Origin of the sequence: Brevibacillus porteri (assembly GCF_003013475.1) — a bacterium.
Lineage (GTDB): Bacteria > Bacillota > Bacilli > Brevibacillales > Brevibacillaceae > Brevibacillus > Brevibacillus porteri.
On record NZ_PXZO01000010.1, the window covers coordinates 43,029 to 67,380 of the forward strand.

The following is a 24,352-nucleotide window of genomic DNA, read 5'->3' on the forward strand; positions in this document are numbered from 1 at the left end:
ATACATTGGCACCTTTCGATAACATATTATTAATTAAAGAAAATATTAAAACTCAGCTTCCGACCAGGCTATATCGTCCCCAACATATAATTTAACATAATGCGTATAACCGCTTGCTTGCCATCTTAAATATGCGTAGGCTGGATCACCATAGGATTCATATTTTGTATCAATACTCAGTTCTGCATCAGAATAACTGTCATTCCCAGCAACAATTACATAATCGTATACCTTTGAGATGTAGTCATCGTCATCTTGTACAGTTGTATAGTTTGCTTTGAACTCTCCGCTTTGAGTAAAATCAGTTTCAAGTACTTTTCTACCCTTGTAGTTACAATATCCAGTGCCGCAGGTTGATGTTCCACCTGAAACCGAGGTGATCGTAATTGATCCATCTGGGTATGTAAACATCGTGCCTGCAGTTACACTTCCATCAGCTTCAGTAAATTCAAATTTTTTCTCCTCCGGTTGTACAAGAGATTTCATTTTCTTCTCATGGTTTATTGAATCCCAAACTTCTCCATTCCGTAGTTTATCTAGCAATTCATAACGCTTATTCTCATCTATTAATTTGGACCATTTTTCCATTTCCTGTTCAATCTTCTTAAGTTCATTTTCGGTGAATTTTTGAACTTTCACTTCATCTTTTTCAATATTTGATGACTGTGCTCCAACAGAATCAATACTTAATGTTAGAACTAAACATATTGACAGAATGGTTGAAACTAAACTTTTCAAAAAACTCACACTTTTCAAACACGTTATATTGTAAATTATTACATTTAAAAACAAATTTGTAAATGAGTTTGATCGGTACGAATACATTTATCATTAGCCCACTGCTGCCAACCTTGCGAGAGTTATATCACGTATCCACTAACCAGGCAGCCTGGCTGATCGGAACGTATGCTCTCGGATTTGCATTGACCGCTTTAGTCGCCGGTCCGCTATCCGATAATCGAAACAGGAAACATGTGATGGCATTCGGTATGCTCGGATTTGCACTTTCCACACTTGCATGCGCCTTTGCACCTAGTTTCGCCGCGATGCTCTTCTTTCGCTTTCTTGCCGGGACCTTCTCTGCCTTTATCGGTCCTCAAGTGTGGGCTGCCATTCCTGTTTTGTTTCCCCCTGCTCGTATCGGAAAAGCTATGGGGATTGTCATGGCAGGTCTTTCGGTTTCCCAAGTGATCGGTGTACCTATAGGCAGTTTTTTGTCCGCTTATCATTGGTCGTTTCCTTTTTTGGCTGTAGGAATTGCTTCTCTCGGAGCTTTTGTACTCATCATCCGAAAACTTCCCGATTTATTGCCTCCTACCGCCATAGCCGGACTTGGAACAAACAACGCCCGGGTGGCTATTTTTGCACGTTACATGGATCTGTTGCGACTGCCTCAAGCTTCACGAAGCTTTATCGGCTATTTCGTTTTCATGACGGGTGTCTATGCAGTCTTTTCATTCTATGGCGTATGGCTTTCCGATCAATATCAGCAATCCGTTACCCAAATTGGCTTGATCACTTTCGTTATCGGGCTTGGCAACACCGTTGGCAGCTTACTCAGCGGTTGGTTACTCGAGCGTTTGAAGACAAATACGATTTTGACCGTTGGGTTTCTGGGCAGCGCCCTGCTCTATCTTGTTTTGCCTTACATACCGGGAGTCGGCTTTTTGCAGGTTGTCCTCTTCTTCATGTACTGCTTCGGCGGTGTACTCGTGCCTGTCCTGATGGGGTACTTGCAATCATTGTCCGACACCTCGCGCGGTACTATATCGAGCTTGGCCAACGCCTGTATGTACATCGGAACTTTCATTGCCTCTTCTTTCGCAGGCAATTTGTATTCTATTTTTGGATTCGTGGGGGTCAGCACCTTCGCCACCTTCACTTTTCTTATCGCCTATCTTCTCTTTGTTTTGAGGACGGGTAAATTAAATGTAACCTCTCAAGCTTGAGTTCTTTACTTTCCCTCTTCGCCTTGCTACGCTATGGTCACATTCATTTTATCGCAGTCAGCAGGACGGAGAGGGTCAACGTGGATTCATCCCCATCTTTATGGAAAAACAGTTCGTTCCTCAAGCTTTGGCTTGCGCAAATGACAGCAAGCATCGGTGATCATTGCTACAGCTTCGCATTACTCTGGTATTTGCTCCAAGCAACCAAATCGGGTACGGTGCTCAGCCTGCTCGCAATCCCGGAAATGGTGGCGGGTCTCCTATTTTACCTCGTCGGCGGAGTCATGGCTGACCGGTACAGCCCGCGTATGCTCATGGTGGGTGCGGATGTTGCGCGAATTGTTGTCGCGATCACGGTTGGCATCCTGGTCTACATGGGTGTAGAAGAGTTTGCTTTTTTTCTGGCAGCCCAATTCTTGTTGGGGTTGTTCTCCAGTCTGTTTCAGCCAGCGCGAACCGTTGCACTCAAATCAGTGGTTCCCCAAGAGCAGCTAGGGCGAGCAAATGCCATCTTGGATACGACTTTCCGAACGATTCGGATTATTGCGCCAATGTCGATTGGACTGGTCGCTTCGATTATGCCGCTGTCTACTTTGTTTTTTGTGAACGCAGGCAGCTATTTGATTTCCGTCTTGTTCCTTTATGCCATCCGTATTTCGTTGACCGATCAACAACAAGTATCTCCTACGAAAATGACACCCAGGCAGTACGCCCGGGATATTGCCGCAGGTTTACAGGAGCTAAAACAAAATCGTGCTCTGTTCTTGATTCTTCTCTTTAGCAATATGGGCTTTCTCGTCTGGCAGGTCACTTACACGGTGGGCTTCCCATTCATGGCCGAACGCATGCAGCAAGGAAACGGAAGTACATTAGCTGTCTTGTTGGGCTTTTACGGGATCGGGAACTTGCTAGGAAGCCTGTACATGGCGCGATCGTTCTACATTCGCTATTTGTTTGTGATTATGATTGGTTGGGTGTTTCAGGCAGTCGGATTCCTGTTGCTTACGGCAGGAGGTACCGCTCACTGGATTGCCTTCCTCGGAGCAGCCGTGGCAGGGATCGGAGGGCCGCTCATTGGTATCCCGACCGTGACTGCCATTCAAATCAAAGCATCCAGCAACAGTACAGGCAAAATTTTTGCGATCAACATGCTCATGTTCACTTTCTTTTGCACATTGTCCAGCAGCCTCGGTGCAATCTGGATGGGCAAATGGCCCGTTGAGCAGCTTTTCCTCGTTAGTGGACTATTCCTCGCTGTCATGAGCTTCGCAGGCTTCCTGATTGAAAAACGAAAACCAACGGAACAACACCAATCCTCGTCTGCATAAGTAGCTTTTTTCATACCAAAAAGCCGTTTTTTCCTCCTTCAAGGAATCAACGGCTTTTTGTTTTCCTACATTTCAACTGACTGCTGTTGTGTCACACAATGAATCATCCCACCATGTTTATAAAGCTCTCTGACATCAATGCCAATCACTTCACGGTCAGGGTATAGCTTTTGGATGATCTCGTTTGCGATTTTGTCATTCGGATCATGATAATTCGGCACAAGGACAACGGTATTCCCAATATTGAAATTCACATAGGAGGCTTTGTATCCCAAGTCCTTTCCATTCTCTAAAATGACATTGTGCTTACTGATTGGTAAATTCACGTACTTATACGGCTTGCCCAAGGCATCTTCGCCTTCAGCAATGTTTGGATATCCTTATTCGGGACACCCCATTCCTCTAAATCATTTTCCTTCATCGTAATAATCGTTGACTGATCATAAAATTTGGCAAAACCATCAATATGAAAATCTGTAATATCGAGGCCTGGTACACCATCTAGCCAAATAAAATTCGTCGCCCCAAGATATTCTTTCATATACTTCTCAACATCTGCTTCTGAAAATTTGGATTTCTATTTTGGGATCATCAACTCAATATTACTGTTGTCAGGGTTGAATTCTTCATCTAAAAACAAGACAGACGGCGCACCAAGTAACTGAATATGATTTTCTTCCGCCTGCACGTATATAGAATCAATGTACTTGTCCATGTCCGCAATATGAATTTGCAAGCTTTGACTGATGATACTTACTTCATTTCTCATTCCGAGCAATATATCGAATGATATCTTCCTTTTTTTCAATCATCTCCTGCATTTCTGCAATGTTTTGTCTATAACAATTCACCTCATTGGACAATTCATTCATTTTCGAGTGGATAATTCGATAAAAAATTTCCTGTCTGATGTCTGAAGGATCGTTTTAATCTCCGGTAGAGAAAATCTATATTCTTTCAACTTATTGATAAGTAATGCCGTTTCTAATTGACTCTTTTCATAGTATCAGTATCCATTCGTTTCATCGACATGCAAGGGCTTCAAAAGTTCTTCCTTGTCATAGTGTCGCAACATGCGCGGACTCATTTTGCAAAGCTGAGAAAATCTGCTGATTGTGTACATATGTCTCCCTTCCCCTTTGTGATGATTTCAAGAAAATATTATATCATTCAGTATCGAGACTCTGGTGATACCTACCATCGTTATTTTCTCATTATTTGCAAAAAAACAATTGCAACCGGTATTTTCATGTCATATAATCTGACATAAATAAATTTGTGTCAGGTTATATGACACAGAGAAGAGGTGGATGGATGGAACCTACTGTCGCAAGTCTCTCGTCTGCCATTGACGCCACATGGGTCATGGTCTCGGCCATTCTGGTCATTCTCATGCAGGTTGGATTTGCCCTACTGGAAGCTGGTTCTACTCGCATGAAAAACGCTGGTCACGTCGCAGGCAAAACGGTCCTTACCTTCGGCATCTGCTCGATTGCCTTTTGGGCGTTTGGCTTTGGTCTGACGTTTGGAAACGGCAACTCTTTCGTCGGACTTTCCGGATTCTTTTTTGATGGCATGCAAAAAGACGCTTTCTCCGCTTTTTCCGCTGCAACTGTGCCTATCTCGATACTCTTCCTCTTTCAGCTCGCTTTTGCAGCCGTTTCACTCGCGATCGCCTGGGGTGGTTTCGCCGAACGTGCCAAGCTGTCCATTTATTTTATTTTCAGCGTACTGTTTACTGTCCTCATCTATCCTGTCGTCGGCCACTGGGTGTGGGGCGGCGGTTGGTTGGCACAGCTCGGGATGCAAGACTTCGCTGGTTCTACAGTTGTCCATCTCCAAGGTGCCATCGTCGCACTTGTCGCCACTATCCTTTTGAAGCCTCGCATTGGAAAATACAATCGCGACGGCAGCTCCAATCTGATTCCTGGTCACAACCAAGTCTACTCTGTCTTAGGTGTCCTGTTTCTTTGGATCGGCTGGTTCGGCTTTAACGCCGGCTCCACGCTCGGCAGTACATCTGGATTTTTCGGCTATATCGCCGTCACAACCAATCTCGCTACCGCAGCAGGCGCTGTCGCCGCTCTTGCTATCTCCTGGATCGTCATGGGAAAAGCAGATATTCCAAGCATGCTCAACGGCGTCCTCGCTGCTCTCGTCGCGATTACAGCATCCTGCGCCTTCGTCGATCCGTGGGCAGCTGTTGTGATCGGTGCTGTGTCAGGTATTCTTACATTTTATACATCCATTTGGTTTGATCGTATGGGGATTGATGATCCTGTCTTCGCTTTTTCCGTGCATGGGGTGGCTGGTATTTGGGGAACGTTGTCCACGGGTTTATTCGCTACTCCGGAGCTTGCCGAAAAGGTCGGCGTAGGCGGTCCTGGGCTGTTTTATGGCGGCGGCCTGCATCAGTTAGGGGTTCAGGTGTTGGGCTTGGCTGGCTCCGCGCTCTACGTTTTCGTAGTAGCCTTCATCATCTTGTATGTGTTAAAAGTAACCATTGGCCTGCGAGTCACTGAAGAGGAAGAGGTGGTTGGTCTTGACCTTAGCGAACATGGGGGATACGGCTATCCCGAACTACTCCAGCCTGAACGCGTACGACCGGCTACATCTACCCAAAGCAGCACCTCTCACTCTCTCACCTGAACAAGTGGAAAAAATACGGAATGTTGACTCCTTTGACGAGCTGGCCTTATTGCGACGAGAATTGTTGGACCCTTCTCCGTTGCGTTCATTGAATCGCGCAGGGGAATTGGCCCCTTTTTCCATCGTCGTCAATCTGATTCACGACAATCTTATCCGACAAGGGGTACTCCTCGCAGTGAACGACCTTGCCAAAAGGGGCTTGGGTACCCCTCCCGTCCCCTTTGCCTTTCTGCAATTCGGCAGTGGCGGACGGTCAGAGCAAGCACTCATCAGCGATCAGGATAACGGCCTCGTCTATCAACTGCCAGATCACCTGTGCGAACAGGAAACAGAAAAGATACATGGCTACTTTCATTTGCTGGGGGCGACGATCGTTGCTGGTCTGGAGGTAGCCGGCTATCCTCCCTGCCAAGGGAATGTCACTTGCCTCTCCCCAAAATGGCGAGGCAGCACCGAACAATGGCTGGACCAAATAGACAGATGGGTCTCTCACCCCATCTGGGAGAACGCCCGTTATTTACTGCTCGCAAGTGATGTGCGTGTCTTATGGGGCGAATCGGCCATTTTTACTCCCGTCCATGACCGCTTCCGTCAACTGCTTGCAGGGAATGTCTTCTTGCTGAATCGACTGGTAAGCAATACGTTGCATTATCGGGTGCCACTCGGAATATTCGGCAGAGTTTTACCCGAAGTCCATGGACGCTTCCGCGGCGCCATCAATGTGAAGTACGGCATTTATTTGCCACTAGTGAATTGCGTACGGCATTTCGCCTTGGCGCATGGCATCTTTGCCAGCTCTACCTTGGAACGATTGGATCTACTCGGTGAAAAAGGAGTCTGGAGCAAAGGCCTTTGTGACGAGGTGGCCGCATACTTCCGGCAAATTCAAGGTTTGCGCCTGATCGCTCCCCTCCATTGGGAAGATGGGCAATACACGAGCAATAGCTATATCAAGCTAGGAGAGCTTTCTCCTGACACCCAAGTGATGGTACGACAGTCGATGAAGCTGGCGATCCGCCTGCAAAAAATGACAGAAAAGCTCCCGTCCGTTTTTGGGGGATAGGAGGAGATCGCGTGGCAAAATGGGACTTATTCGGTCGCATTTGGCATATGAGCCGGGCTATACCAGGTATAGCAGATGACAAACAACACATCGCTTATTTGCGCTCCATTTCCAAAACGAATAAACCAATCGATTCCAGTGCCGATATTCCTCTACACGATCTGGAGGTTGTCGTCGTCGATCTGGAAACGACCGGTTTTTATCCCGATCACGGAGACGCGATTATATCGATGGGAGCCGTCGCCATGAGAGGAGAGCACCTCCTCCTCGGCGATTCTTTTTATACGCTGGTCAATCCCGGCCGGGCGATTCCTCCACACATCCGCTCTCTCACCGGGATTACCGATGATATGGTTGCCGATGCTCCCGAGCTGCTAGAAGCTTTGTCCCGTTTTTTTCAATTCGTTGGAGATCGTCCGCTCGTTGCCCATCACTCTCGCCATGAGCGTGAATTTTTACGATCTGGACTCTGGAAAACGAGCCGACGTCCGTTTACCCACCGTATGCTGGATACGATGCTACTCATCCGATTGTTGAGTAATCCGATTGGCAACGGCTCGCTGGACGCCCTCTGTGCGGCACACGACATCCCGATCTCACGCAGGCATCACGCTTACTGTGACGCTGTTGCCGCTGGTACGCTCTGGGCGAAGTATTTGGTGAAAGCACAATCCCAAGGCTTTACAAACCTGCGGCAGGTTTACGAGGCCGTACGCTAGAAGTAGATCGAACAAGTGCAACACGTCCTACCAACCAACTTGAGGAGAGAATATCATGCTACAGATCAGAGACGCAGTTCTGAGTGACCTGCCCGCTATGCTCGCTATTTACAACTACGCGGTGGAAAATCTGGTTGCGACATTTGACTTGGAGCCACAGACCTTGGCCCAGCGCGAAGTGTGGTTTCACAAGCACGGTGACAGACATCCGATCATCGTCGCCGAATACGAAGGGAACGTGATCGGCTATTGCAGTTTGTCCGTTTTCCGTGAGAAGCCCGCCTATCAAAAATCAACGGAACTGTCTATTTATATCGCCCCCGATCAAAGCGGGAAAGGTGTCGGCACGACCTTGATGAGTGCGATTTTGGAGCGTGCCAGACAACTCGAATACCATACGATCGTGAGCGGAATCGTAGGGGGCAATGACGCCAGCGTGAAGCTGCATGAGAAGTTCGGGTTTTCATTGGCAGGGAGGTTTCAAGAGGTGGGGTTTAAATTCGGAGAATGGCACGATGTTCATTTTTATCAATGGATGGTCAAGTAACAGCATACGAAAAGCCGACACCCCTTTCCACAAGGAAGTGTCGGCTTATTTGTTTTGTAAGAAGCGAATCCCTAAAAGTGGCACATCTTAAGCTAGGGTCTAATCCCTTAGCCCTTATGATATTAGTGTAACTGACGGATGATTATAAAGGAACGCTGGGAATACTCCAATTCAAGGTAATCGCTACAGCCCCTCGCCCCGAAAACACGGCCAAGCAGAAAAACGAGTACTTTAAGACAACAACTTCTTCTGTACATGAATCCATCTAAAAGCTGACCACTGAATCAGACCGCACACTGAGTACCACCTAACTGCGTGTTGTTCTGATCAGTGAAACGCTTGCCCGGAAAGCCGGAATATTTACCTTGATCAAAATCCTCTACCGCGACCCTTCCGTCGGTGATACCGTTCTTGTCGCAACCGTTAAAGGAAAAGTATCAGACTTGCTTCAACCCGATAAGTTTCAGCCAAAAAGTGAGATCAATAAGTACTTGAACAATTTGCTTCACCCTGATGCGATTCCGTATTCTTGCATTTACCACCATTCATGACCTAATGTTCAGTTTAACGGAGGATGTCGCTGATCCGATCATACCTTATCTCGAGAAAGTCGAAGATAAAATCAAGATCTCTCACGTAGCCATTTTAAAAAAGACTAAATGATTGATTTGATTTCGCCTCAAGAAGGAATCATTCTATCCACTATGCACCACAACACCAAGCAAACCAATATGAAACTGAACATCCTCGAAGAAGGGGAACAGAAACCTACGAGTATTGTCCTTAACTTCATCCGTTCCAAAAAAAGTCATATCGAATGGAGGTCTGTCTCAACCCCAATTGCACGTAAAACTGTTTGTGAAAGTCTCCGTACTTGAATACACAGGCCATAATAATAAACCTACTACTGAAGGGGAGCATACCATTATCTCAACAACCTTTGTAAAAAAAACAAACGTTCTCCTTACATCAAAATGAAGGAGAACGTCAGAAATTACAATACGAGTCTGCTATAGGTTCCTAGTAAATCATTTAAAGGCGAATTACTGGTGATTATTTTTCAGTTAAACCGCTACTTTTTAATTCGAAAAGCACTTGACACCTCATATAACTCATTAGACATCACAGATAAACTTTCTGCTGCTGCACTGATTTCCTGTATGGAATGTCGTTGCTGTTCAGTACCCTGTGACACGCCCTGGAGGCGCTGAAGTGAACTATTGGCTACAGAGACGATTTCACCCATTGATGCAGATACCTCTTGGGTGCCAGCTGAGATTTCCTCGGAAGCTGCCGAAACCTCTTGGATCTGATCATTTACATCCTGGATCGATTTTAAGATCGCATCAAAAATTCTACCCACTTGTTGTACTTGCTCTACACCGATGCCAACCTCCGCCAATCCTTTGTTCAACGTTTGAGAAGCTGACTGTGTGGCTCCCAAGATCTCTTTAATGATTTTGGTAATATTGATTGTGGCCACGCTCGTTTGATCTGCAAGCTTTTTCACTTGATCAGCTACAACAGAGAATCCCCTTCCGTGCTCACCAGCCCTAGCAGCCTCTATAGAAGCATTCAATGCAAGTAAGTTGGTTTGATTGGCAATTTCTGAAATTAACTGAGCAATATTCTGGATTTCATGAGACTTTTCTACTAAGGAATGTACGACGATCGCCGATTCTTCTACTGTATTCTTCGCATTATTCATTTGTTGAATTGATTTTTTCGTATTGTTGTTTCCCTGATTCACATCAGCTACTACAACTTGTGTAAACTCAGATACAATTGACGATGAATGTGCAATTCGTTGAACCCCGACCGCCATCTCCTCCATCGCCAGTGACGTTTGCTCTGAGCTTTCAAATGTTGCTCTGGAGCTTTGCACAACCACTCCGGTAGCTTGAGCGATATGATCGGCAGTTTCTGATGATTGTCCAGAGATCGCAGTTAATTCTTCGGCAGAAGAAGCCAAATGTTCTATAGAAGTAAATAGTCGCTGAATGATCTCCGAGACGTTCTCCATCATCTGGTTAATGCTCCGTTTCAGCATTCCGATCTCATCTTTATTTGATTCGTCTAATCGTCCAGTGAGGTCTCCTGTAGCGACCTTTTGCATAAATATACTGATCATCAAAATCGGCTTAATCATCTGATGAGCAAGTAAATAAGCAATCGCTCCGACAACAATCACAGAAATGGCTATGATCAAAATAGATGAATTTCGCATTTGATTAACTTGAGCAAATACTTCTGACGCAGGGGCGGTTACAACGAGTGACCAATTGGTTCGATCAATTTTACTGTAAGCTACCATTGTATCCTCATTTGCATGAGTGTACTCAAGCGTTCCCCGATCTGACAGTGTGCTAGGATCTTGAAAGTTAGTTCCCATTTCTGGAATGGCTTCAGACACTTTTTTACCGACCAGCTGCTCGTCTCTATGTACCAGGATTTTACCGGATGGACCTACCAGATACCCATATCCACTAGACGCAAAATTAATTTTTCCTACAATATTCAGAATTTCCTCTGGTTTGAGTACAGCTTGAACAATTCCTCGAAATTCCCCTTGTTCATTAACTAGAGGTTTATCGATAATAATAATTTTTTCTCCAGTCTGGGCACCTATTAAAATTTCTGAAACACCAAGAGTTTTTTCCTCTTTCGCACGTTTGAAATTAGTGAATTGTGAGGCATCAAAGCTCCCACCATTGGTACTAACTGCTTTTCCTTCAGAATTGATAAAAGCGAAATGCTCAACGTCTTTATCAATTTGTCCCAACAATTGTAGTGTTGGGATTATTACTTTAGGATCTTCTTGCAAAAATTCCGAATGTTGTTTTACAACGTTCTCGAGTGCATCTATTTTTTTGCCAAACCAGACATTGATGGTTTGAGCATTAAGACGCGCACTTTGTAACTGATTATCTTTTGCCTCTGTTTCAAATCCGGACAATGATTGGGAACTAAGGATGAAGGTTGCGAACAGCAAAGGGATTAAAGCTAACGCTAGGGAAAACAAAATGATTTTAGTCTTAATGGAGGTAAATCGCGTGTTAGCATTGTTAATCATTTTGTATCCTCCCAGAAAAGTAAGTAAATTTGCTTATACTTTTCCCGCTCCCTCGGTTCTCCAAACCTCTAGTTTTCAATTTATATTCAAATATTACTTCATTAGTTACATTTGTTATTTTCGTTAAAGATAGCGATAGGTAAGGATGACCCTCAGAACGACCCGTTAAATTCTACTTTTCCCTCACTTCACACCTTACGTGCCACTTTCGAGGCATACGGCGTTCCATTTAATCTTTACTCGTAAGATCGCCTCACTTTTCTCTGAACGATTGAATTGTCCCAGATTTTCTTGAGCAGTTCTTTGACATGTATCCGTTTATGACGGATTTGATGCGCGCTGGCAAATAGACTGCCGACTTAATCGATAGCCTGAGAAACTAAAGGTTTTTAACTTTTTTATAATCTGTTTTAAACAAACATATGCAATTTGGACTAGTCTATCCTAAAAATAAAGTCTTAGACTGGTAGCTATTTTTTAAGAAAACCCGGAGCGAAATTCAGGCCCTTTTCCGTTAGAGGATATCTGAGATTTTGTACTCATAGCTATGCAACCATTAATAATACTCAGGATACATAGGATTTCCACAAAATTCACAACCAAATTGAGGGGAAACAGATGGATCACCATCATCCATTCCATCAAAGTCACGAACTATTGTATTCAGAGTAAAAACATAGCATGTGGTTTAACTAACTGGCTGGAAAATGTAATTGTATACCGTTGCACAACTGTGTTCAATCGTTCAATACCGCCAGATCAAGCTGACTTATACGCTCAGGATCGGAGATCGAGTCGACTTCGCTAATCTTTTCATGACTCATAGTAAATTTATTTTCTTTATGCATTACAATTTCTGCAAGCTGTTCAGCTGTCATAATGTTCAACATGATTTGTTCCTCCTATAGATTTTAATTATCAATTTTACGAATACCGGCATGGGTATATTACTAAACAAAAAAATAATGAATACCTTACTTATCATACCCTACTAGGTATATCATTTCGGAAAGCCAGTTCTGTCAATGCCTCTTGTTTAGAGATATAGTGAAATGGTTTTTTGCAAGGAGTCCAAAGACTGAACACCAATCTGAACACCGAGTTCTTCCCCATCTTTCAAAAACTCTCATATAAATCGCCATCCAATCATAGGCTACTCATTTGATCCCACATTATCCTATCATCTTGGATAAGACTGCGGTGCGAGTCGTTGTTGATCCTTTTTTACAGGAGGTACATACGGTTCAACAGTCACTGGAATACCAAGTCTCTGTTTGTGTTCGTCCAACGTCGGAGTATCAGGATATATGTTGTCTAGAGTAATTTTGAATGGTTCTTCGACTTTTCCCGTATACGGATTATATTGGAGCGGCATATTGAACGACCCACCGCCGTAGCTGCTCGTCGTTGTATAGGTCGTCTCTTCATAATGTATCCTAGTTGGCTCAACTGTAAAGGACATCTGAACGTCTGGACCATCCGATTGTCTCGATGGTTTGGAAGGCTTTTTGACCGTTTTCTTTGGTTGTTTGTTTGAAGCCGTCTGTACGGCCTTTGTAGATGACTGCTCTTTCGCTTTTGTGCCAGGCTTGCTTCCTACCAACTCTGATGGGGTTGACTGAACTACTGGTTGTTCAACCGGATACGCTGATACATTGGTTGGCCTCGTCCCTTGAAGTCGTTTGCGTTGCTTTTGGGACGCTATTCGTGTTTTTCTGATCGGCTTTTACTTCCTTAATCAATGTTGGCCACAGGTATGCATTGAAACCTAGCAACGCTACCATAAGCGTGATTCCTGCTACTTTTTTCATAATCACATTCTCCGTTGCCTGTTAGATTTGAAGTGTAAAAAGTACGAGAACTATAGAACTATAATAAGGAAATTATACCTTTTCTATATCTTTTTGAAAATTTGCACTAAAGTAGGTGTACCTGGCCAGGGAATCAAAAAACAGGAGGTAACCCTGCTGTGCAATGGCTGTCATGGGATCTGAACCTGAAGACCAGATTGATCGGCGAGACGCTTTTCAACCTATTGTTTTGGATGTACTTTCCCTTCCTTACCCTCCACTTTAGTGATACCTTTGGCAAAAATGTTGCCGGGTTACTCATGACAGTGCCACCGATTATGAGTATGATCGGCAATCTTTTTGGCGGCTATTTGGCTGACCGATTTGGTCGTCGATATGTCATGTTGTCAGGAGCGTTTTTGCAGGCAGGCATGTTTATCCTGTTTGCCTTCTCCCTCTCTTCTTGGATCGATTATCTTGCGTTTATTGGAATCGGGCTTGGCAAAGCGGTATACAGCCCGGCGAGTTCTGCGATGGTCGCTGATCTCACCTCCGAAAAAGACAGACGCAGAATATTCGCTACCTTCGTTACAGCTATGAACATTGGCGCCGTATTGGGACCCGCGTTGGGGGCCATCTTTTTCTTTCAATACCGCAGTGAGCTGCTATGGACTTGTGCGCTTGTCACTTTTTTGTATTCGATTGCGATCTGGCTCCATGTGAGAGAGACACTGCCACAGTCCGTAAAAAGCTCTGTCGCCTCCATCCATTTCCCTTCTGTTATGAAGGAGCAATGGCAGAGCTACACCGTCATTCTACGCGACAAAGCCTTTGCTATTTATATTTTCGCAGGCATGCTGATTACGATCGCAATCGTGCAGCTCGATTTATTTTTGGCAGTCTATGTAAAAGAATTCGTCCCAGCGCAGACACTGCTATCGTGGAAAGCATGGTCGCTCTCGCTTAGCAGTACGGAAATTTTCGGATGGATGCTGGGAATAAGCGGCCTTCTGTTTGTTCTGTGCGCCCTGCCTGTTACCAAATGGTTTGAGAACTGGAGCGACCGGAATGTCTTCCTCTTGTCCTCCCTGCTGTTTGGCATGGGCATGTTTTTGGTGGGATTCACGACGAATGCATGGCTATTGTTCGGATGCGTGGTCATTTTTACAGTAGGGGAAGTGATGCGAACGCCGGTCGAGCAGAGCTTCGTCAGCAAATACGCACCAGAACATGCACGAGGACAGTACATGGGCGCCTCTAACCTGCAGTACTCGCTCGGCCGCTTCCTCGCTCCCGTAACCGTCATTCTTTCGGAGTGGATCATGCCTATTGGTGTTTTCGCGTTCATCTTGCTATGCTCTCTGTTGAGTGCCGTTTTTTATATGAAGCTATTCCAAATCGTTCAGAAACGCGAGTCAGTTCATTACGGATAAGCTATAGCCGAAAACAAGAAGTGGTTGAGCAGCGATAACCTCCTGCCAACCACTTTTTTCGTTCAAGATTATAATTTTTTCGGAGCTTCTAATTTCACGGGGTCAACCATTACTTTTATTTGTGCTGGCGTTCCTTCGATCGTTACTTTCACACCGGAAACAATCATTTCTTTTGGTGTTTTTGCAACGTTGGTATTTGCAATGAACTGATCCAACTCCGGACTCCAGATAAGTCCAGTCGCTTGAATCATCGCCTTCACTGTATGAACGTCAGGAACCCCTTCATACATGATACCGTCTATTGTTTTTTGATCACCGCTCAGCATAACGCTTACCCATATCGCTTTTTCGTTTGCCGAATTTTCTTGCTTTGGATAATAAAAGCGGTAGAAGTTTGTTTTCTTCTCTAGTTCAAGCGCAAATGGCAACGTGTGAATACCCTTTTCAGCTAATTCGTCTCTTATGCTGTTGTAATTACTCAGGTACGTTTTGGTTGTCATATTTTTAAACGCAGAATCAGAATGGTTCATTTTTTGTTCTTTCTCATGTGAAATGCTGTTTTCAATTGCAGTCGTTTGGTTAGAACCTCCGAATACGGTAAGACCCGCGACTACGACTATTGCTGCTACTGAGATAGAGACTGCATATTTTTTCATTCTGGGTTCCCTTCTGGCGAAGCCGCATCGATTTCCTTCGCCCCTGTCATTTTTAGCAAGGCCTCATAAGTGACTGGCAAAAGTGATTCTGCGATACCAGCCGCCGTATAAATCACAGAAAAGCGCTTCAAGGAGCGATCCACATAGACAGGCACTTCCTCCTGCAAAGCAAACGGACAAACTGCTCCGACACGGAAGCCCGTCATTTTTTCTACCTCTTCCGGCGTAGCCATCTTTGGCTTTCCTTGACCAAACGCCGCCTTCACTTGCTTGGGATGGACTCGTACATCTCCTGCTGCCACGAACAAGGCGAACTGCTCATCCACCCGAAACAAGATCGACTTTGCGATTTGGCCGATCTCGACACCTAATGCCTGTGCAGCCACTTCGGACGTAGGCAACGGCTGTTCAAACAATATCGGCTCGATGCTCGAGTCATAGCGTTGTACGTAGCTACGAACCTTTTCCAGAGGGCTTGCGATCATTCTCCTTCACTCCCAATCTCAACTAAAAAAACGTCATCGCCTTGCGACACACTGCCTGTCTTGACAACTGAAGCATACACGCCGAAGTGATTATTGTGACGCTTGACGCATGCCTTCAATACGGCAGGAGTCATCGTCAGCGTATCTGGGTCGATATTGACATAAACACAGCGCTCGCAGTGCTTGTTGACTTGCAAGGTCACATCATTGATTTTGATCTGTTTGCCCAACCATTTGTCTTCCGCGAACGGCTCATCATCCTCCAAGACAACGACCAAATTCCCCCGAAAGCGTCGTGGATCTACCTGCTCTGCGCCAATCTGCCGCGCGATCTCTCTAAGAGACGCATCCGTAACCAGGAGAATGTGGTCTTCCCAGTTCACACCGCCTTCTTGCGGACTACTAATCATAGGCGTAATGGAGCGCTTCGCCGTCTCTGCGACATGAGCAAATAAAGCATCATCCCACGTATGTACACTGCCATCCCGGGCTTCGATCCGAATCGGCGGATACGCTTCTTTTCCTGTCCCTTCGGTCATGCTGGCATGATACCCTATGAGAGCGGGCACGACATCCGCACTGAGATACTTACCTTGCCGGGCATTGTCCCAAAAATAATAGGCACGGTCTCCATACAAGCCAAATTCATCGACCGTACTTGATGCTAGCTCTTCCCCCCGCATTGCTTTGACAGGATGACGGAAAATGGTTTGCAGTGTTCCTACTTTTTTCATTTGGTTTCCCTCCCCAACGCTTTCTCTATCCGGAAATAAACGAATTGCGAACCCGCCCCCAAAACGTCAATCGTTTGTAGCGAGCGAATTTTACTTTGTCCTGTCCCACTCGGCACCGAATGGAACGCACATCTCTCCATACCGCCTGCTCGCGGTCCAATCCAATCATAATCTCGGGATTCATGACAATCAGCTCTACTTCATGATGCTTCGGCAAGACGAGCGAGCTGTTGATGGTCCGATACGCTTGGTTATTGATCGAAGCGATCTCGGACAATTGAATCGCCTCAATGGACGGATGAACAATCGCTCCATCCACGGCTTTGTTATAAGCTGTACTTCCTGACGGTGACGATACAATCAAGCCATCACCACGAAATGTCTCCAGCTCATCGCCGTTTATATAGACACATGTCACCAATGTAGACAAGTTCGCGTTGCGCAAAACCATTTCATTCAGCGCCCACTTTTCGTACTGCTTACCTTCCCTTGTGCTGATCCTGCATTGGACCGTTGGATATTCCGCGATCAGAGGCTCTTCGTTTAACAGTCGCTCAACGAATTCGTCCAGCTCCTCGGGACGCCAGTCCGCATAAAAGCCAAGATGTCCCGTGTGAATCCCTACATAGGACGGCTCGATTCCGTATTGATGGACGGCCTCCAAAAGCGTCCCATCTCCCCCGATGGACAACACCATATCCGGTTGTTCAGCCGGCCCCTTGACGAAGGTAAACGGGCTATTGGCTGCTTGCAGCTTTTCTTTCAAGGCATGTTCCACTTCTCGTGTGTAATCATCATTTCGCAGTACAGTCGCAATCTTCATGCTGGTCTGCCCTCACTTTTATCCTTACAAGCGGTCTTGCACGCTCTGTTGTTTGTCTTCACTATACCATAGGAAAAATCGACTTGCATAAAATCCCACTTGTCACCAGCGGTCACTCTGAAAAGACTGCTTGCGAAATTGAGATAAACGCCTCTCTGTAGCTGGTGATATTTCCCGAGGAAGCTCATCCCAAGCAAAAAAGCGCATTTCCGCTACTTCTTTGTCATCCTTACTCAATTCTTGACCGGACGTGAGGTCAAAATGATACAAGGCAATGTGGTCTCGTTTCCCTTCCCGCTCACTGTAAAAAAGATGGCAGAGGGTAAATCCGTCCGCTCGTATTCCGCACTCCTCCCACAACTCCCTGCGAGCAGCATCCCCAAACGACTCTCCTCGCTCTACTCCTCCTCCCGGCAAATACCAGCCATGGACATACGTATGCCGAATTAACAAGACTCCCTTTTCTACATCCGTTACAATGACACGGACACCTAAGGTGAGCGGCTTGCGGATTTTCCAATACCATTTCACCACTGCATGGTACCAGGCCATATTTCCACCTCGCTTTTTCCATGTGCTACCATTCTTTGGCGACCTATATTTTCCCTGCTATGGTCAAGAAAAAAACAGGCCTTTCGACGGCCTGTCTCACGCGAGGCGATTCTCCAGCTCTTTGACAATTGCCTCTGCTTTTCGAATCCATCTCGAATCCATCTCTGCGTCCTTGTCTACCGGCTCCTGAAACTGATTCATCAAACCCGAAGCAAGCGGCTCCATGTAGCCGATATCTTCCTCTACCCCAGTCTGGTACACATGCCTGATCACAAACGGCCGTCCGAGTTCCAGCCATGCATCCGGGCTGTCGAGCTCACCTTGCAATACTTTGACAGGCAAGCGCAAAAAGACCGTGTTTTTGTCATCCAACGCCCGGTCGAAGTACCCTTGCTCATAATCCCAGTTGGATAATGTAAAGTGCGGCTGAAGCGCTTCACGAAAATAGCCAAATGTCGCCCGCGTGCCTGGCAAGCTGCTGTTTATTTGTTTCATCGTCGATCCCTGCCTTTATTTATTCTGTGAGAAACGTTCACCGTTTTGTTCGTAGTGTGTGACAAAAGGCGAGGTTGTACTCTCACATCTACAAAAAGCAGCAAGCCTCCTAAGCCGTGATGGCCTTGAGAGGCTTGTAAATTCCCCACCATTAAATCAAGACAATTGTCAGGAGCGTAAAGAGCGCCAATGGAATGATTTTACGTCCGTTCCGGCATCTTTTCCGTCTTCTCCCTTGAACTTTTGGCAAAACATAGGGCGGTGGAGGTGGCGGCGGCGGACAAAAAAAGGGCGGATACGGCGGGAATGGTGGAAATGGCGAAATATTTTGCTCCCAAGGACTCACCTGTGGCTTCTGCTCGCTATACGGACTGACTTGGGGTGGACGATTGCTGGTGCTATACGGGCTGACTTGGGGGGCGGGACGATTACTGCTGCTATACGGGCTGACCCGCGAGTTGTTGGAACTGCCGAAAGGACTGACCTGACTGTATGGATTGTACTCATCGCCGTAGGGACTTGCCTGCGAAAAATATGGATTACCTCCATAAGGACTGAGATCGCCATAGGGAGGATAACCTGCATACGGATTATAGCTCACATACTGAAAGTAATAATCAGGATAGTGCCCCCATCCTCCATACGGCTGCCGATTGGCCACTTCCATTACTTGATAAGGATTGTAGTCCTCATAGTCCTCATAATCATACTCTTCGAAAACTTCTTCTTCCTCCGCATCCTGATCTACAACTTCTACGTATACGTTTTGATCATCATAATCGACAATGACGCCTTCAAACACTTGCCCGTCTATTGCTTCGATGCGCACTTTTTTCTCCACGTGCTCCTTGCAGATGTTGTGCACATTTTCTCGCATATCCTTTAACAGGCTGACAAACTGAATGTCAGCCTGATACAGGTTTTTATCAGAATCAGACTGCATGGTAACTCCTCCCCTTCTGGTGTTTCTTTATTACCATATACAAGTGCCCATGGGGAGGTTACCGGAATCTAGGCGAGACTAGCCCAATTTACAGAAAGCGGGCAGGTAAAAATGGCAAAAGGCGCTCCGTCTCCCCTTTTTCCACAAAGTCCGCCATCGATTTAGCCGTGACGGGGGAAAGCAGGATACCATTGCGAAAATGTCCACCTGCGATCGACAGACCTTCCCAGCCAGGAACGGGGCCCAAGAGCGGCTTGCCATCTTGTGTCGCAGGTCGAAGTCCGCCCCAAGCCTCCAAAAAGGTAGCAGAGTGTAACGCAGGAACATACGGCATGGTCCCTTGCAGGATACTAGCTAACCCCGCCATTGTGACGTCACGCTGGAAGCCACTCTCATCCTCAGTCGCACCAATGACAATTTTTCCATCCTTTTTCGGAGTGATGTAGCCTGTCGTTCCGAAAATCACCGTTCGCAATGGGATGCCCACGGACGAGACGGCCGCAATCTGTCCGCGTACAGGGCGAATCGGCACGGAAATACCCAGCATCGCAAGCATCATTCCAACCCATGCTCCCGAGGAAATCACCGTCTGTGCGGCACGCAGTGACCCTGCAGAAGTCTCGATTCCGATCACTTTTCCACCTTTTACCGCAATGCCGCTCACCACGCAGCCAGATAACAGCTTCACTCCTTGCAATTGGCAAGCAGTAGCCAAGGCGCGAAGAAGCATTCGATTGTTAATGTGTCCTTCGTACGGCGAATAGATGGCCGCTTGCACTTGATCGGTCAGAAGTGGCTCTACCTCTTTCACTTGCGCTGTATTCGAGAGCCAATGCACAGCATGTCCCGCTTCTTTTTGCCAACGGTACTTGTCGGCGAGCTGTTGGACTTCCTCCTCATTTAACGCGACGGTCAGCAACCCCTCCAGGCTTAGCTGTACGTTTCCACCAGTCAATTCCTCCAGCTCCGCTGCCCATTCCGGGTATAGCGCAAGTGATTCCATGCCCAAATCGAGCATCGGTCCAGGTGCCGTGAATTCCTTCAAAGGAGCAAGCATTCCGGCCGCAGCAGAAGAAGCCTGACCTCCCCATTCTCCCTGCTCGACCAAGGTAACGCTCACCCCGCGCCGTGACAGCTCGTATGCCAAGCTCAATCCGATAATTCCTCCACCCACTACCAGACAATCACTCATCTTTTTTCTCTCCTCACTAAGTTGCGATTACTTCTAATAAAAAACGTCTTGTATGTTGCTGTTGTGGTGTGGAGGAAACAGGAGAAAACGCTCAGCTTCTAGGGCCACCCCCTGCGGGATTGACGGCACGACTCCATGCAAAAAGCGAAACCGCGTCCAAAGTGGTCTCTTCAGGATGCATTTCAGAGGTGGACGCTTAAGAGCGTGTTTCGCTTTTTGCATTCCGTCTCGGTCGGTGTCCCTAAGATCTTCGCTTATTTCTCCTGTTTCCTCTACGAGCTTTTCGTGTTATCCGATTTTTTAAAGATTTTTAATTAATGAAGAACGCAATCAGTTACGCCAGAGAAGAATATTTCCAGACGTAGCGACTTGTGGAGTCCTACTGAGCGGAGAAGGGATGAGCGGGCAAAAGAAACGCAACGTGCCCGGACTACGAAGCGGCTACCACTTTTGCGTTTCCCCGCGAATCCCTTCGGAGCGGGCAGTCTTGACCCCCAGCAGGACGGAGCCTGGAGCCTAGACTGGAAATATTCTTCTCTCCACTACAGCCACGCATAACTCCATAACAAAAAGCCCACCCGTTCCTGAGCAGGAAAAGGTGGGCTACATACGCATAGGTAACAATAAGCAAAAAGCGCAGTCTGCCGGCAACCGTATCCCTGCGCCGGCATGATCCGGATCAGGTGCAATGGGTCGATGGTCGATTGCTTCCATCCTCTCAGCCCCGCATGAAGGACTCCCCAAGTTGCTTGTTTATTATGATATTCCTTTGTAAGTATAGTCCTCTTTACAACCATCTGACAAGCACGTCCGCTGGTTAATCCTCATCCTTCACATCGTAGCTCTCTGGAATCGGGTCATGACGCGCGGCATCCTCGAACTCCCGGAGCTTGCGAATTTCCTCCAGATGATGATTGAATTGCTCTTTGTTGATGATGTACTCATTGCCGTCATGGACAGCACGGATGCGACCCTGCTTGATTTTTTCCATAATAAACGTCTCGGGAAGCTCCAAATAAGCAGCTGTCTCCTCGACGGTCAAATACGTCTTATTCTCTCGCAATCTAGCCTCCAGTTCCGCTTTCTGCCGCTCGTAGCCTGGCTTGCCCAGCAAGGCAAACATATTGGCTTTGTACGCCTCCACCCCTGGCTGATCAAACGGATTGACGCCCAGCAAATAGCCGCTGATTCCGCATGCCTTTTCAAAAAAGTAAATCAGTCCACCGAGATAGTAAGCTGTCGCCTCCGGTATTTCCACAAGCAGATTCGGTACACCGCCGTCCACATGGGCCAGCACCGTTCCCTCGAAAGCTTTTTTATTGACATACCCCATTCGTTTGCCAGTCAAAAAATTCAACCCATCGACGTCAGCGGGGTCCTCCTGGACTGTCAAATCCACAGCAGGCTTCGTCACAGACACAACGGTCTCAAACAAATGCCTCATGCCGTCCTGTATGTATTGGCCCAACGAATGCAAGTCCGTTGAAAACTCGGCAGAAGCCGGAAAAATCCCTTTGCCATCCTTACCCTCCGATTCCCCGAAGAGCTGCTTCCACCACTCCGCAAAGTAGCGAAACTGCGGCTCATAGCTAACCAACAGCTCCACTGTCTTGCCTTTTCGATAGAGTGCATTGCGAATCGCCGCATACTGATAGCACGGATTATCGCGCAAATCCATGACCATGTACCGTTCGCGTGCATCCTTTGCCCCTTGCATGAGTGCATCCATGTTCGCCCCGCTTACAGCGATCGGCAACAATCCAACCGCGGTCAGGACTGAATATCGCCCTCCGATATCATCTGGAATGACAAAGCATTCATAGCCTTCGTCACCCGCCAGCTTTTTCAGGGCTCCCCGCTGTTTATCGGTCGTAATGTAAATTCGTTTTTTGGCCTCTTCACGTCCATATTTCTTTTCCAGCCATTCCCGAAAAAGTCGAAATGCGATAGCTGGCTCTGTCGTCGTGCCCGATTTTGAGATGACGTTGATAGACACATTTTTTCCTTCTAATACGTCCATCAGATGAGAGATATAAATCGGACTAATATTGTTGCCCACAAAATAAATCTCTGGAGAACGTCGCTTGGACTTCGGCAGCAAATTGTAGAAGCTGTGGCCCAAAATGTCAAGCACCGCTTTTGCGCCTAGATACGAGCCTCCGATGCCAATCACCAAAAGCACATCCGAATTCGATTGAATCCGGGCTGACGCTTGGCGAATTCGTTCATACTCGTCCCGGTCGTATTGTTCCGGCCAATCGACCCACCCAAGATAATCTTTTCCAGGTCCAGTCCTTGCATGAAGCATTTGATGCGCAATTTCGATCGCTGGAGAAAGCTGCTCCCACTCATGCTGTTTGACAAAGACTCGAGCGTTGGCGTAATCAAAACGAATCGTTTTGTTCATAGCTCCCCTCCGAGGAACGTCATCTCATCTTTATCTATGATATCACGGCAAATGGCGGCAAAGAACTTTCCGACAAAACGTATCAAAATGCGTTTAATTATGTCCAAAATGTGAACATTCGTCATTTCATGTTACCTTTTTCCAGTACTACCGTAAAAACCTTTCGAGCAATGAAATAATATGGTTCTTACCAAAGCAAGGAGAATGAACATGAAAAAACGATGGTGGATCATCGGTTCCGTCGTAGTCCTCCTGGGCATCGGGGGTGTTGCGTTTTCTATGATGGGATCGCAACAAGCTATGGGAATGCCTGTCAACATCGGCGCACCTACGAAATCAGCTTTGGAAAGCAAGGTTTTGACATCAGGGCTCGTCACCGTAGAAGACAAGCTCAAACAGTACGCCAACGTCACCGGAACCTTACGCGAGTTTGTCGTCAAAGAAGGCGACAAGGTGAAAAAGGGACAAGTGATCGCGAAAATCGACACGTCCGATGTCGATAGCCGAATCCTCGAGATGGACGCGCAAATGGAATTGGCCAAAGCCAACCTCGCCAAGGCACAAATCGGCAACGAGCCGGAAGAAGTCGCACAGGACCAAGAACGTGTCTCCCAAGCCCAGCGTGAATACGATGCGGCAAAGCGAGAATATGATCGGATGAATCAATTATTCACTTCTGGGGCTTCCACCCAGCAAGAGCTGGACAAGTTGAAATCACAAATGGATAGCGCTCTATCTACGCTGAATGTCGCCAAGCAACAGCTCGCTCTCAAGCAAAAGGGGCCACGTAAGGAAGACATTGCCGCTCAGCAAGCCCAAATCAACAAGCTGAATGTAGAAAAAGCTCAGCTGAATAAAGAACGAGTCCAAAGTGTCGTCGTGGCACCTATGGATGGAACCGTCATTGGCGTTGCAGCTGATAACGGTCAATACGTCAACAAGGGAACGGAAATCTTGACCCTTGCCAATCTAAACAATCTGTTGATTGAAGCAGACATCAACGAATCCGATGTCAACAAGCTCAAAATGGGTCAATCTGCCACGATTGAAGGCGTGACACTCGGAAAGAAAAAGCTGAATGCGGCAGTAGCTCGCATCTCTCCAACAGCGACCACTACTGCCACCAAGTCGGGGCAAGGTGAAAAAACACGCGTCAAAGTCACCCTCAAGCCAGCTGGAGATCTATCTGCTTTGAAGCCGGGCTTCCATGTTGACATCAACATCTCCGTGGAAAAAATCGATAATGCCATGCAAGTGCCAATCGAAGCTATACAGCAAGATGCTGACGGCAGTACCTTTGTCTGGGTATCTGCTAATGGTGTTGCGAAAAAGCAAAAGGTCGAAACTGGTATGGAAAATGAGTTGTTCACTCACGTCAAGTCTGGACTTAACGGTGATGAGCAAGTGATTTTAGGCCCTGTCGAATCCCTGACTGAAGGAGCTCCTATCATGCCAATGAGTGGCGGCGGCGCACCAATGGGTATGTAACACGTAAAGAAGGAGGTCAGCCGACG

General features: G+C 46.7%; 23 protein-coding genes, 3 pseudogenes and 1 riboswitch. Of the genes and pseudogenes, 9 read left to right on the forward strand and 17 right to left on the reverse strand.

Features of this window, described 5'->3' with window-relative positions:
• Positions 1–45: 45 nt before the first annotated feature.
• Entirely contained in the window at positions 46–738 is a 693-nt protein-coding gene (locus C7R92_RS07125) for a hypothetical protein (RefSeq protein ID WP_106833708.1), read from the reverse strand.
• Positions 739–800: 62 nt separating this feature from the next.
• Here C7R92_RS07125 and C7R92_RS07130 point away from each other — a divergent pair, with 62 nt between their 5' ends.
• Both C7R92_RS07130 and C7R92_RS07135 read left to right on the forward strand, forming a co-directional pair.
• Entirely contained in the window at positions 801–1,949 is a 1,149-nt protein-coding gene (locus tag C7R92_RS07130; RefSeq protein ID WP_106833709.1) for an MFS transporter, read from the forward strand.
• 80 nt (positions 1,950–2,029) lie between these two features.
• Positions 2,030–3,277 (forward strand): MFS transporter, encoded by a 1,248-nt coding sequence (locus C7R92_RS07135; protein ID WP_106833710.1) that lies wholly within the window; start codon positions 2,030–2,032, stop codon positions 3,275–3,277.
• 65 nt (positions 3,278–3,342) lie between these two features.
• Here the strand turns inward: C7R92_RS07135 and C7R92_RS07140 are convergent.
• From C7R92_RS07140 to C7R92_RS33255, 3 genes and pseudogenes are all read right to left on the reverse strand, one after another.
• A pseudogene (locus tag C7R92_RS07140) lies at positions 3,343–3,865 on the reverse strand (agmatine deiminase family protein); the annotation flags it as partial.
• Positions 3,855–4,085: a hypothetical protein gene (locus C7R92_RS32755; protein WP_244195677.1), complete on the reverse strand. Its 231-nt coding sequence runs from the start codon at positions 4,083–4,085 to the stop codon at positions 3,855–3,857. The gene C7R92_RS32755 and the pseudogene C7R92_RS07140, both read right to left, overlap by 11 nt.
• Positions 4,084–4,400: pseudogene (locus tag C7R92_RS33255) on the reverse strand (MerR family transcriptional regulator); the annotation flags it as partial. The gene C7R92_RS32755 and the pseudogene C7R92_RS33255, both read right to left, overlap by 2 nt.
• Before the next feature lie 191 nt (positions 4,401–4,591).
• Between C7R92_RS33255 and C7R92_RS07150 the strand changes: the two are divergent.
• The 5 genes from C7R92_RS07150 to C7R92_RS33495 all read left to right on the forward strand — a co-directional run bounded on the left by C7R92_RS07150 (position 4,592) and on the right by C7R92_RS33495 (position 8,806).
• Entirely contained in the window at positions 4,592–5,926 is a 1,335-nt protein-coding gene (locus C7R92_RS07150; protein ID WP_106833711.1) for an ammonium transporter, read from the forward strand.
• On the forward strand, positions 5,820–6,989 hold the full coding sequence (locus tag C7R92_RS07155; RefSeq protein WP_244195678.1) for a DUF294 nucleotidyltransferase-like domain-containing protein: 1,170 nt from the start codon (positions 5,820–5,822) through the stop codon (positions 6,987–6,989). The genes C7R92_RS07150 and C7R92_RS07155 overlap by 107 nt, the downstream gene beginning before the upstream one ends.
• Before the next feature lie 11 nt (positions 6,990–7,000).
• Positions 7,001–7,708, forward strand: a complete 708-nt coding sequence (locus C7R92_RS07160; protein WP_106833712.1) for a 3'-5' exonuclease — start codon at positions 7,001–7,003, stop codon at positions 7,706–7,708.
• A gap of 55 nt (positions 7,709–7,763) precedes the next feature.
• A complete protein-coding gene (locus tag C7R92_RS07165) occupies positions 7,764–8,255 on the forward strand; it encodes a GNAT family N-acetyltransferase (RefSeq protein ID WP_106833713.1) in 492 nt (163 codons plus the stop codon).
• Positions 8,256–8,578: 323 nt separating this feature from the next.
• Positions 8,579–8,806: a Ger(x)C family spore germination protein gene (locus tag C7R92_RS33495; protein ID WP_459553864.1), complete on the forward strand. Its 228-nt coding sequence runs from the start codon at positions 8,579–8,581 to the stop codon at positions 8,804–8,806.
• 521 nt (positions 8,807–9,327) lie between these two features.
• Here C7R92_RS33495 and C7R92_RS07170 read toward each other — a convergent pair.
• The 3 genes from C7R92_RS07170 to C7R92_RS31970 all read right to left on the reverse strand — a co-directional run bounded on the left by C7R92_RS07170 (position 9,328) and on the right by C7R92_RS31970 (position 13,139).
• Positions 9,328–11,328, reverse strand: a complete 2,001-nt coding sequence (locus tag C7R92_RS07170) for a methyl-accepting chemotaxis protein (protein ID WP_106833714.1) — start codon at positions 11,326–11,328, stop codon at positions 9,328–9,330.
• A gap of 737 nt (positions 11,329–12,065) precedes the next feature.
• The gene (locus tag C7R92_RS32765; protein WP_244195679.1) at positions 12,066–12,218 is read right to left on the reverse strand and encodes a hypothetical protein; all 153 of its coding nucleotides are present in this window, start codon (positions 12,216–12,218) and stop codon (positions 12,066–12,068) included.
• 744 nt (positions 12,219–12,962) lie between these two features.
• Positions 12,963–13,139 carry a hypothetical protein gene (locus tag C7R92_RS31970; RefSeq protein WP_158265727.1) on the reverse strand — a complete coding sequence of 59 codons (177 nt, stop codon included), beginning with the start codon at positions 13,137–13,139 and terminating at the stop codon, positions 12,963–12,965.
• 158 nt (positions 13,140–13,297) lie between these two features.
• Here C7R92_RS31970 and C7R92_RS07185 point away from each other — a divergent pair, with 158 nt between their 5' ends.
• The gene (locus C7R92_RS07185; protein ID WP_106833716.1) at positions 13,298–14,551 is read left to right on the forward strand and encodes an MDR family MFS transporter; all 1,254 of its coding nucleotides are present in this window, start codon (positions 13,298–13,300) and stop codon (positions 14,549–14,551) included.
• A gap of 68 nt (positions 14,552–14,619) precedes the next feature.
• Here the strand turns inward: C7R92_RS07185 and C7R92_RS07190 are convergent, their stop codons facing one another.
• The 10 genes and pseudogenes from C7R92_RS07190 to C7R92_RS07235 all read right to left on the reverse strand — a co-directional run.
• Positions 14,620–15,207, reverse strand: a complete 588-nt coding sequence (locus tag C7R92_RS07190) for a hypothetical protein (RefSeq protein WP_106833717.1) — start codon at positions 15,205–15,207, stop codon at positions 14,620–14,622.
• On the reverse strand, positions 15,204–15,692 hold the full coding sequence (locus tag C7R92_RS07195) for a YbaK/EbsC family protein (RefSeq protein WP_106833718.1): 489 nt from the start codon (positions 15,690–15,692) through the stop codon (positions 15,204–15,206). The genes C7R92_RS07190 and C7R92_RS07195 overlap by 4 nt, the downstream gene beginning before the upstream one ends.
• Positions 15,689–16,426 (reverse strand): MOSC domain-containing protein, encoded by a 738-nt coding sequence (locus tag C7R92_RS07200; RefSeq protein ID WP_106833719.1) that lies wholly within the window; start codon positions 16,424–16,426, stop codon positions 15,689–15,691. The genes C7R92_RS07195 and C7R92_RS07200 overlap by 4 nt, the downstream gene beginning before the upstream one ends.
• A 25-nt stretch (positions 16,427–16,451) precedes the next feature.
• The gene (locus tag C7R92_RS07205; protein ID WP_106833720.1) at positions 16,452–17,249 is read right to left on the reverse strand and encodes an NAD kinase; all 798 of its coding nucleotides are present in this window, start codon (positions 17,247–17,249) and stop codon (positions 16,452–16,454) included.
• Positions 17,250–17,351: 102 nt separating this feature from the next.
• Positions 17,352–17,801, reverse strand: coding sequence for an NUDIX domain-containing protein (locus C7R92_RS07210; protein WP_106833721.1), 450 nt, complete (start codon positions 17,799–17,801; stop codon positions 17,352–17,354).
• Between the two features lie 96 nt (positions 17,802–17,897).
• Positions 17,898–18,296, reverse strand: a complete 399-nt coding sequence (locus tag C7R92_RS07215; protein ID WP_106833722.1) for a YugN-like family protein — start codon at positions 18,294–18,296, stop codon at positions 17,898–17,900.
• Positions 18,297–18,447: 151 nt separating this feature from the next.
• Positions 18,448–19,239 carry an LSm family protein gene (locus C7R92_RS07220; RefSeq protein WP_106833723.1) on the reverse strand — a complete coding sequence of 264 codons (792 nt, stop codon included), beginning with the start codon at positions 19,237–19,239 and terminating at the stop codon, positions 18,448–18,450.
• A gap of 88 nt (positions 19,240–19,327) precedes the next feature.
• Positions 19,328–20,431: a glycine oxidase ThiO gene (gene thiO, locus C7R92_RS07225; RefSeq protein WP_106833724.1), complete on the reverse strand. Its 1,104-nt coding sequence runs from the start codon at positions 20,429–20,431 to the stop codon at positions 19,328–19,330.
• A 636-nt stretch (positions 20,432–21,067) separates the two neighbouring features.
• Positions 21,068–21,184, reverse strand: a riboswitch (TPP riboswitch).
• A gap of 64 nt (positions 21,185–21,248) precedes the next feature.
• Positions 21,249–21,494 carry an excisionase family DNA-binding protein gene (locus C7R92_RS33260; protein ID WP_318533228.1) on the reverse strand — a complete coding sequence of 82 codons (246 nt, stop codon included), beginning with the start codon at positions 21,492–21,494 and terminating at the stop codon, positions 21,249–21,251.
• A pseudogene (locus tag C7R92_RS07235) lies at positions 21,489–22,838 on the reverse strand (glucose-6-phosphate isomerase); the annotation flags it as partial. The pseudogene C7R92_RS07235 and the gene C7R92_RS33260, both read right to left, overlap by 6 nt.
• A 210-nt stretch (positions 22,839–23,048) precedes the next feature.
• Between C7R92_RS07235 and C7R92_RS07240 the strand changes: the two are divergent.
• Positions 23,049–24,326, forward strand: a complete 1,278-nt coding sequence (locus tag C7R92_RS07240) for an efflux RND transporter periplasmic adaptor subunit (RefSeq protein WP_106833727.1) — start codon at positions 23,049–23,051, stop codon at positions 24,324–24,326.
• Positions 24,327–24,352: the final 26 nt, after the last annotated feature.

Excerpts from the sequence above, each read along its gene's own strand:
- C7R92_RS07130 (WP_106833709.1), top strand. The coding sequence starts at position 801 with ATGAGTTTGATCGGTACGAATACATTTATCATTAGCCCACTGCTGCCA.
- C7R92_RS07150 (WP_106833711.1), top strand. The coding sequence starts at position 4,592 with ATGGAACCTACTGTCGCAAGTCTCTCGTCTGCCATTGACGCCACATGG.
- C7R92_RS07165 (WP_106833713.1), top strand. The coding sequence starts at position 7,764 with ATGCTACAGATCAGAGACGCAGTTCTGAGTGACCTGCCCGCTATGCTC.
- C7R92_RS07170 (WP_106833714.1), bottom strand. The coding sequence starts at position 11,328 with ATGATTAACAATGCTAACACGCGATTTACCTCCATTAAGACTAAAATC.
- C7R92_RS32765 (WP_244195679.1), bottom strand. The coding sequence starts at position 12,218 with ATGTTGAACATTATGACAGCTGAACAGCTTGCAGAAATTGTAATGCAT.
- C7R92_RS31970 (WP_158265727.1), bottom strand. The coding sequence starts at position 13,139 with ATGAAAAAAGTAGCAGGAATCACGCTTATGGTAGCGTTGCTAGGTTTC.
- C7R92_RS07190 (WP_106833717.1), bottom strand. The coding sequence starts at position 15,207 with ATGAAAAAATATGCAGTCTCTATCTCAGTAGCAGCAATAGTCGTAGTC.
- C7R92_RS07195 (WP_106833718.1), bottom strand. The coding sequence starts at position 15,692 with ATGATCGCAAGCCCTCTGGAAAAGGTTCGTAGCTACGTACAACGCTAT.
- C7R92_RS07200 (WP_106833719.1), bottom strand. The coding sequence starts at position 16,426 with ATGAAAAAAGTAGGAACACTGCAAACCATTTTCCGTCATCCTGTCAAA.
- C7R92_RS07205 (WP_106833720.1), bottom strand. The coding sequence starts at position 17,249 with ATGAAGATTGCGACTGTACTGCGAAATGATGATTACACACGAGAAGTG.
- C7R92_RS07210 (WP_106833721.1), bottom strand. The coding sequence starts at position 17,801 with ATGGCCTGGTACCATGCAGTGGTGAAATGGTATTGGAAAATCCGCAAG.
- C7R92_RS07215 (WP_106833722.1), bottom strand. The coding sequence starts at position 18,296 with ATGAAACAAATAAACAGCAGCTTGCCAGGCACGCGGGCGACATTTGGC.
- C7R92_RS07220 (WP_106833723.1), bottom strand. The coding sequence starts at position 19,239 with ATGCAGTCTGATTCTGATAAAAACCTGTATCAGGCTGACATTCAGTTT.
- thiO (WP_106833724.1), bottom strand. The coding sequence starts at position 20,431 with ATGAGTGATTGTCTGGTAGTGGGTGGAGGAATTATCGGATTGAGCTTG.
- C7R92_RS07240 (WP_106833727.1), top strand. The coding sequence starts at position 23,049 with ATGAAAAAACGATGGTGGATCATCGGTTCCGTCGTAGTCCTCCTGGGC.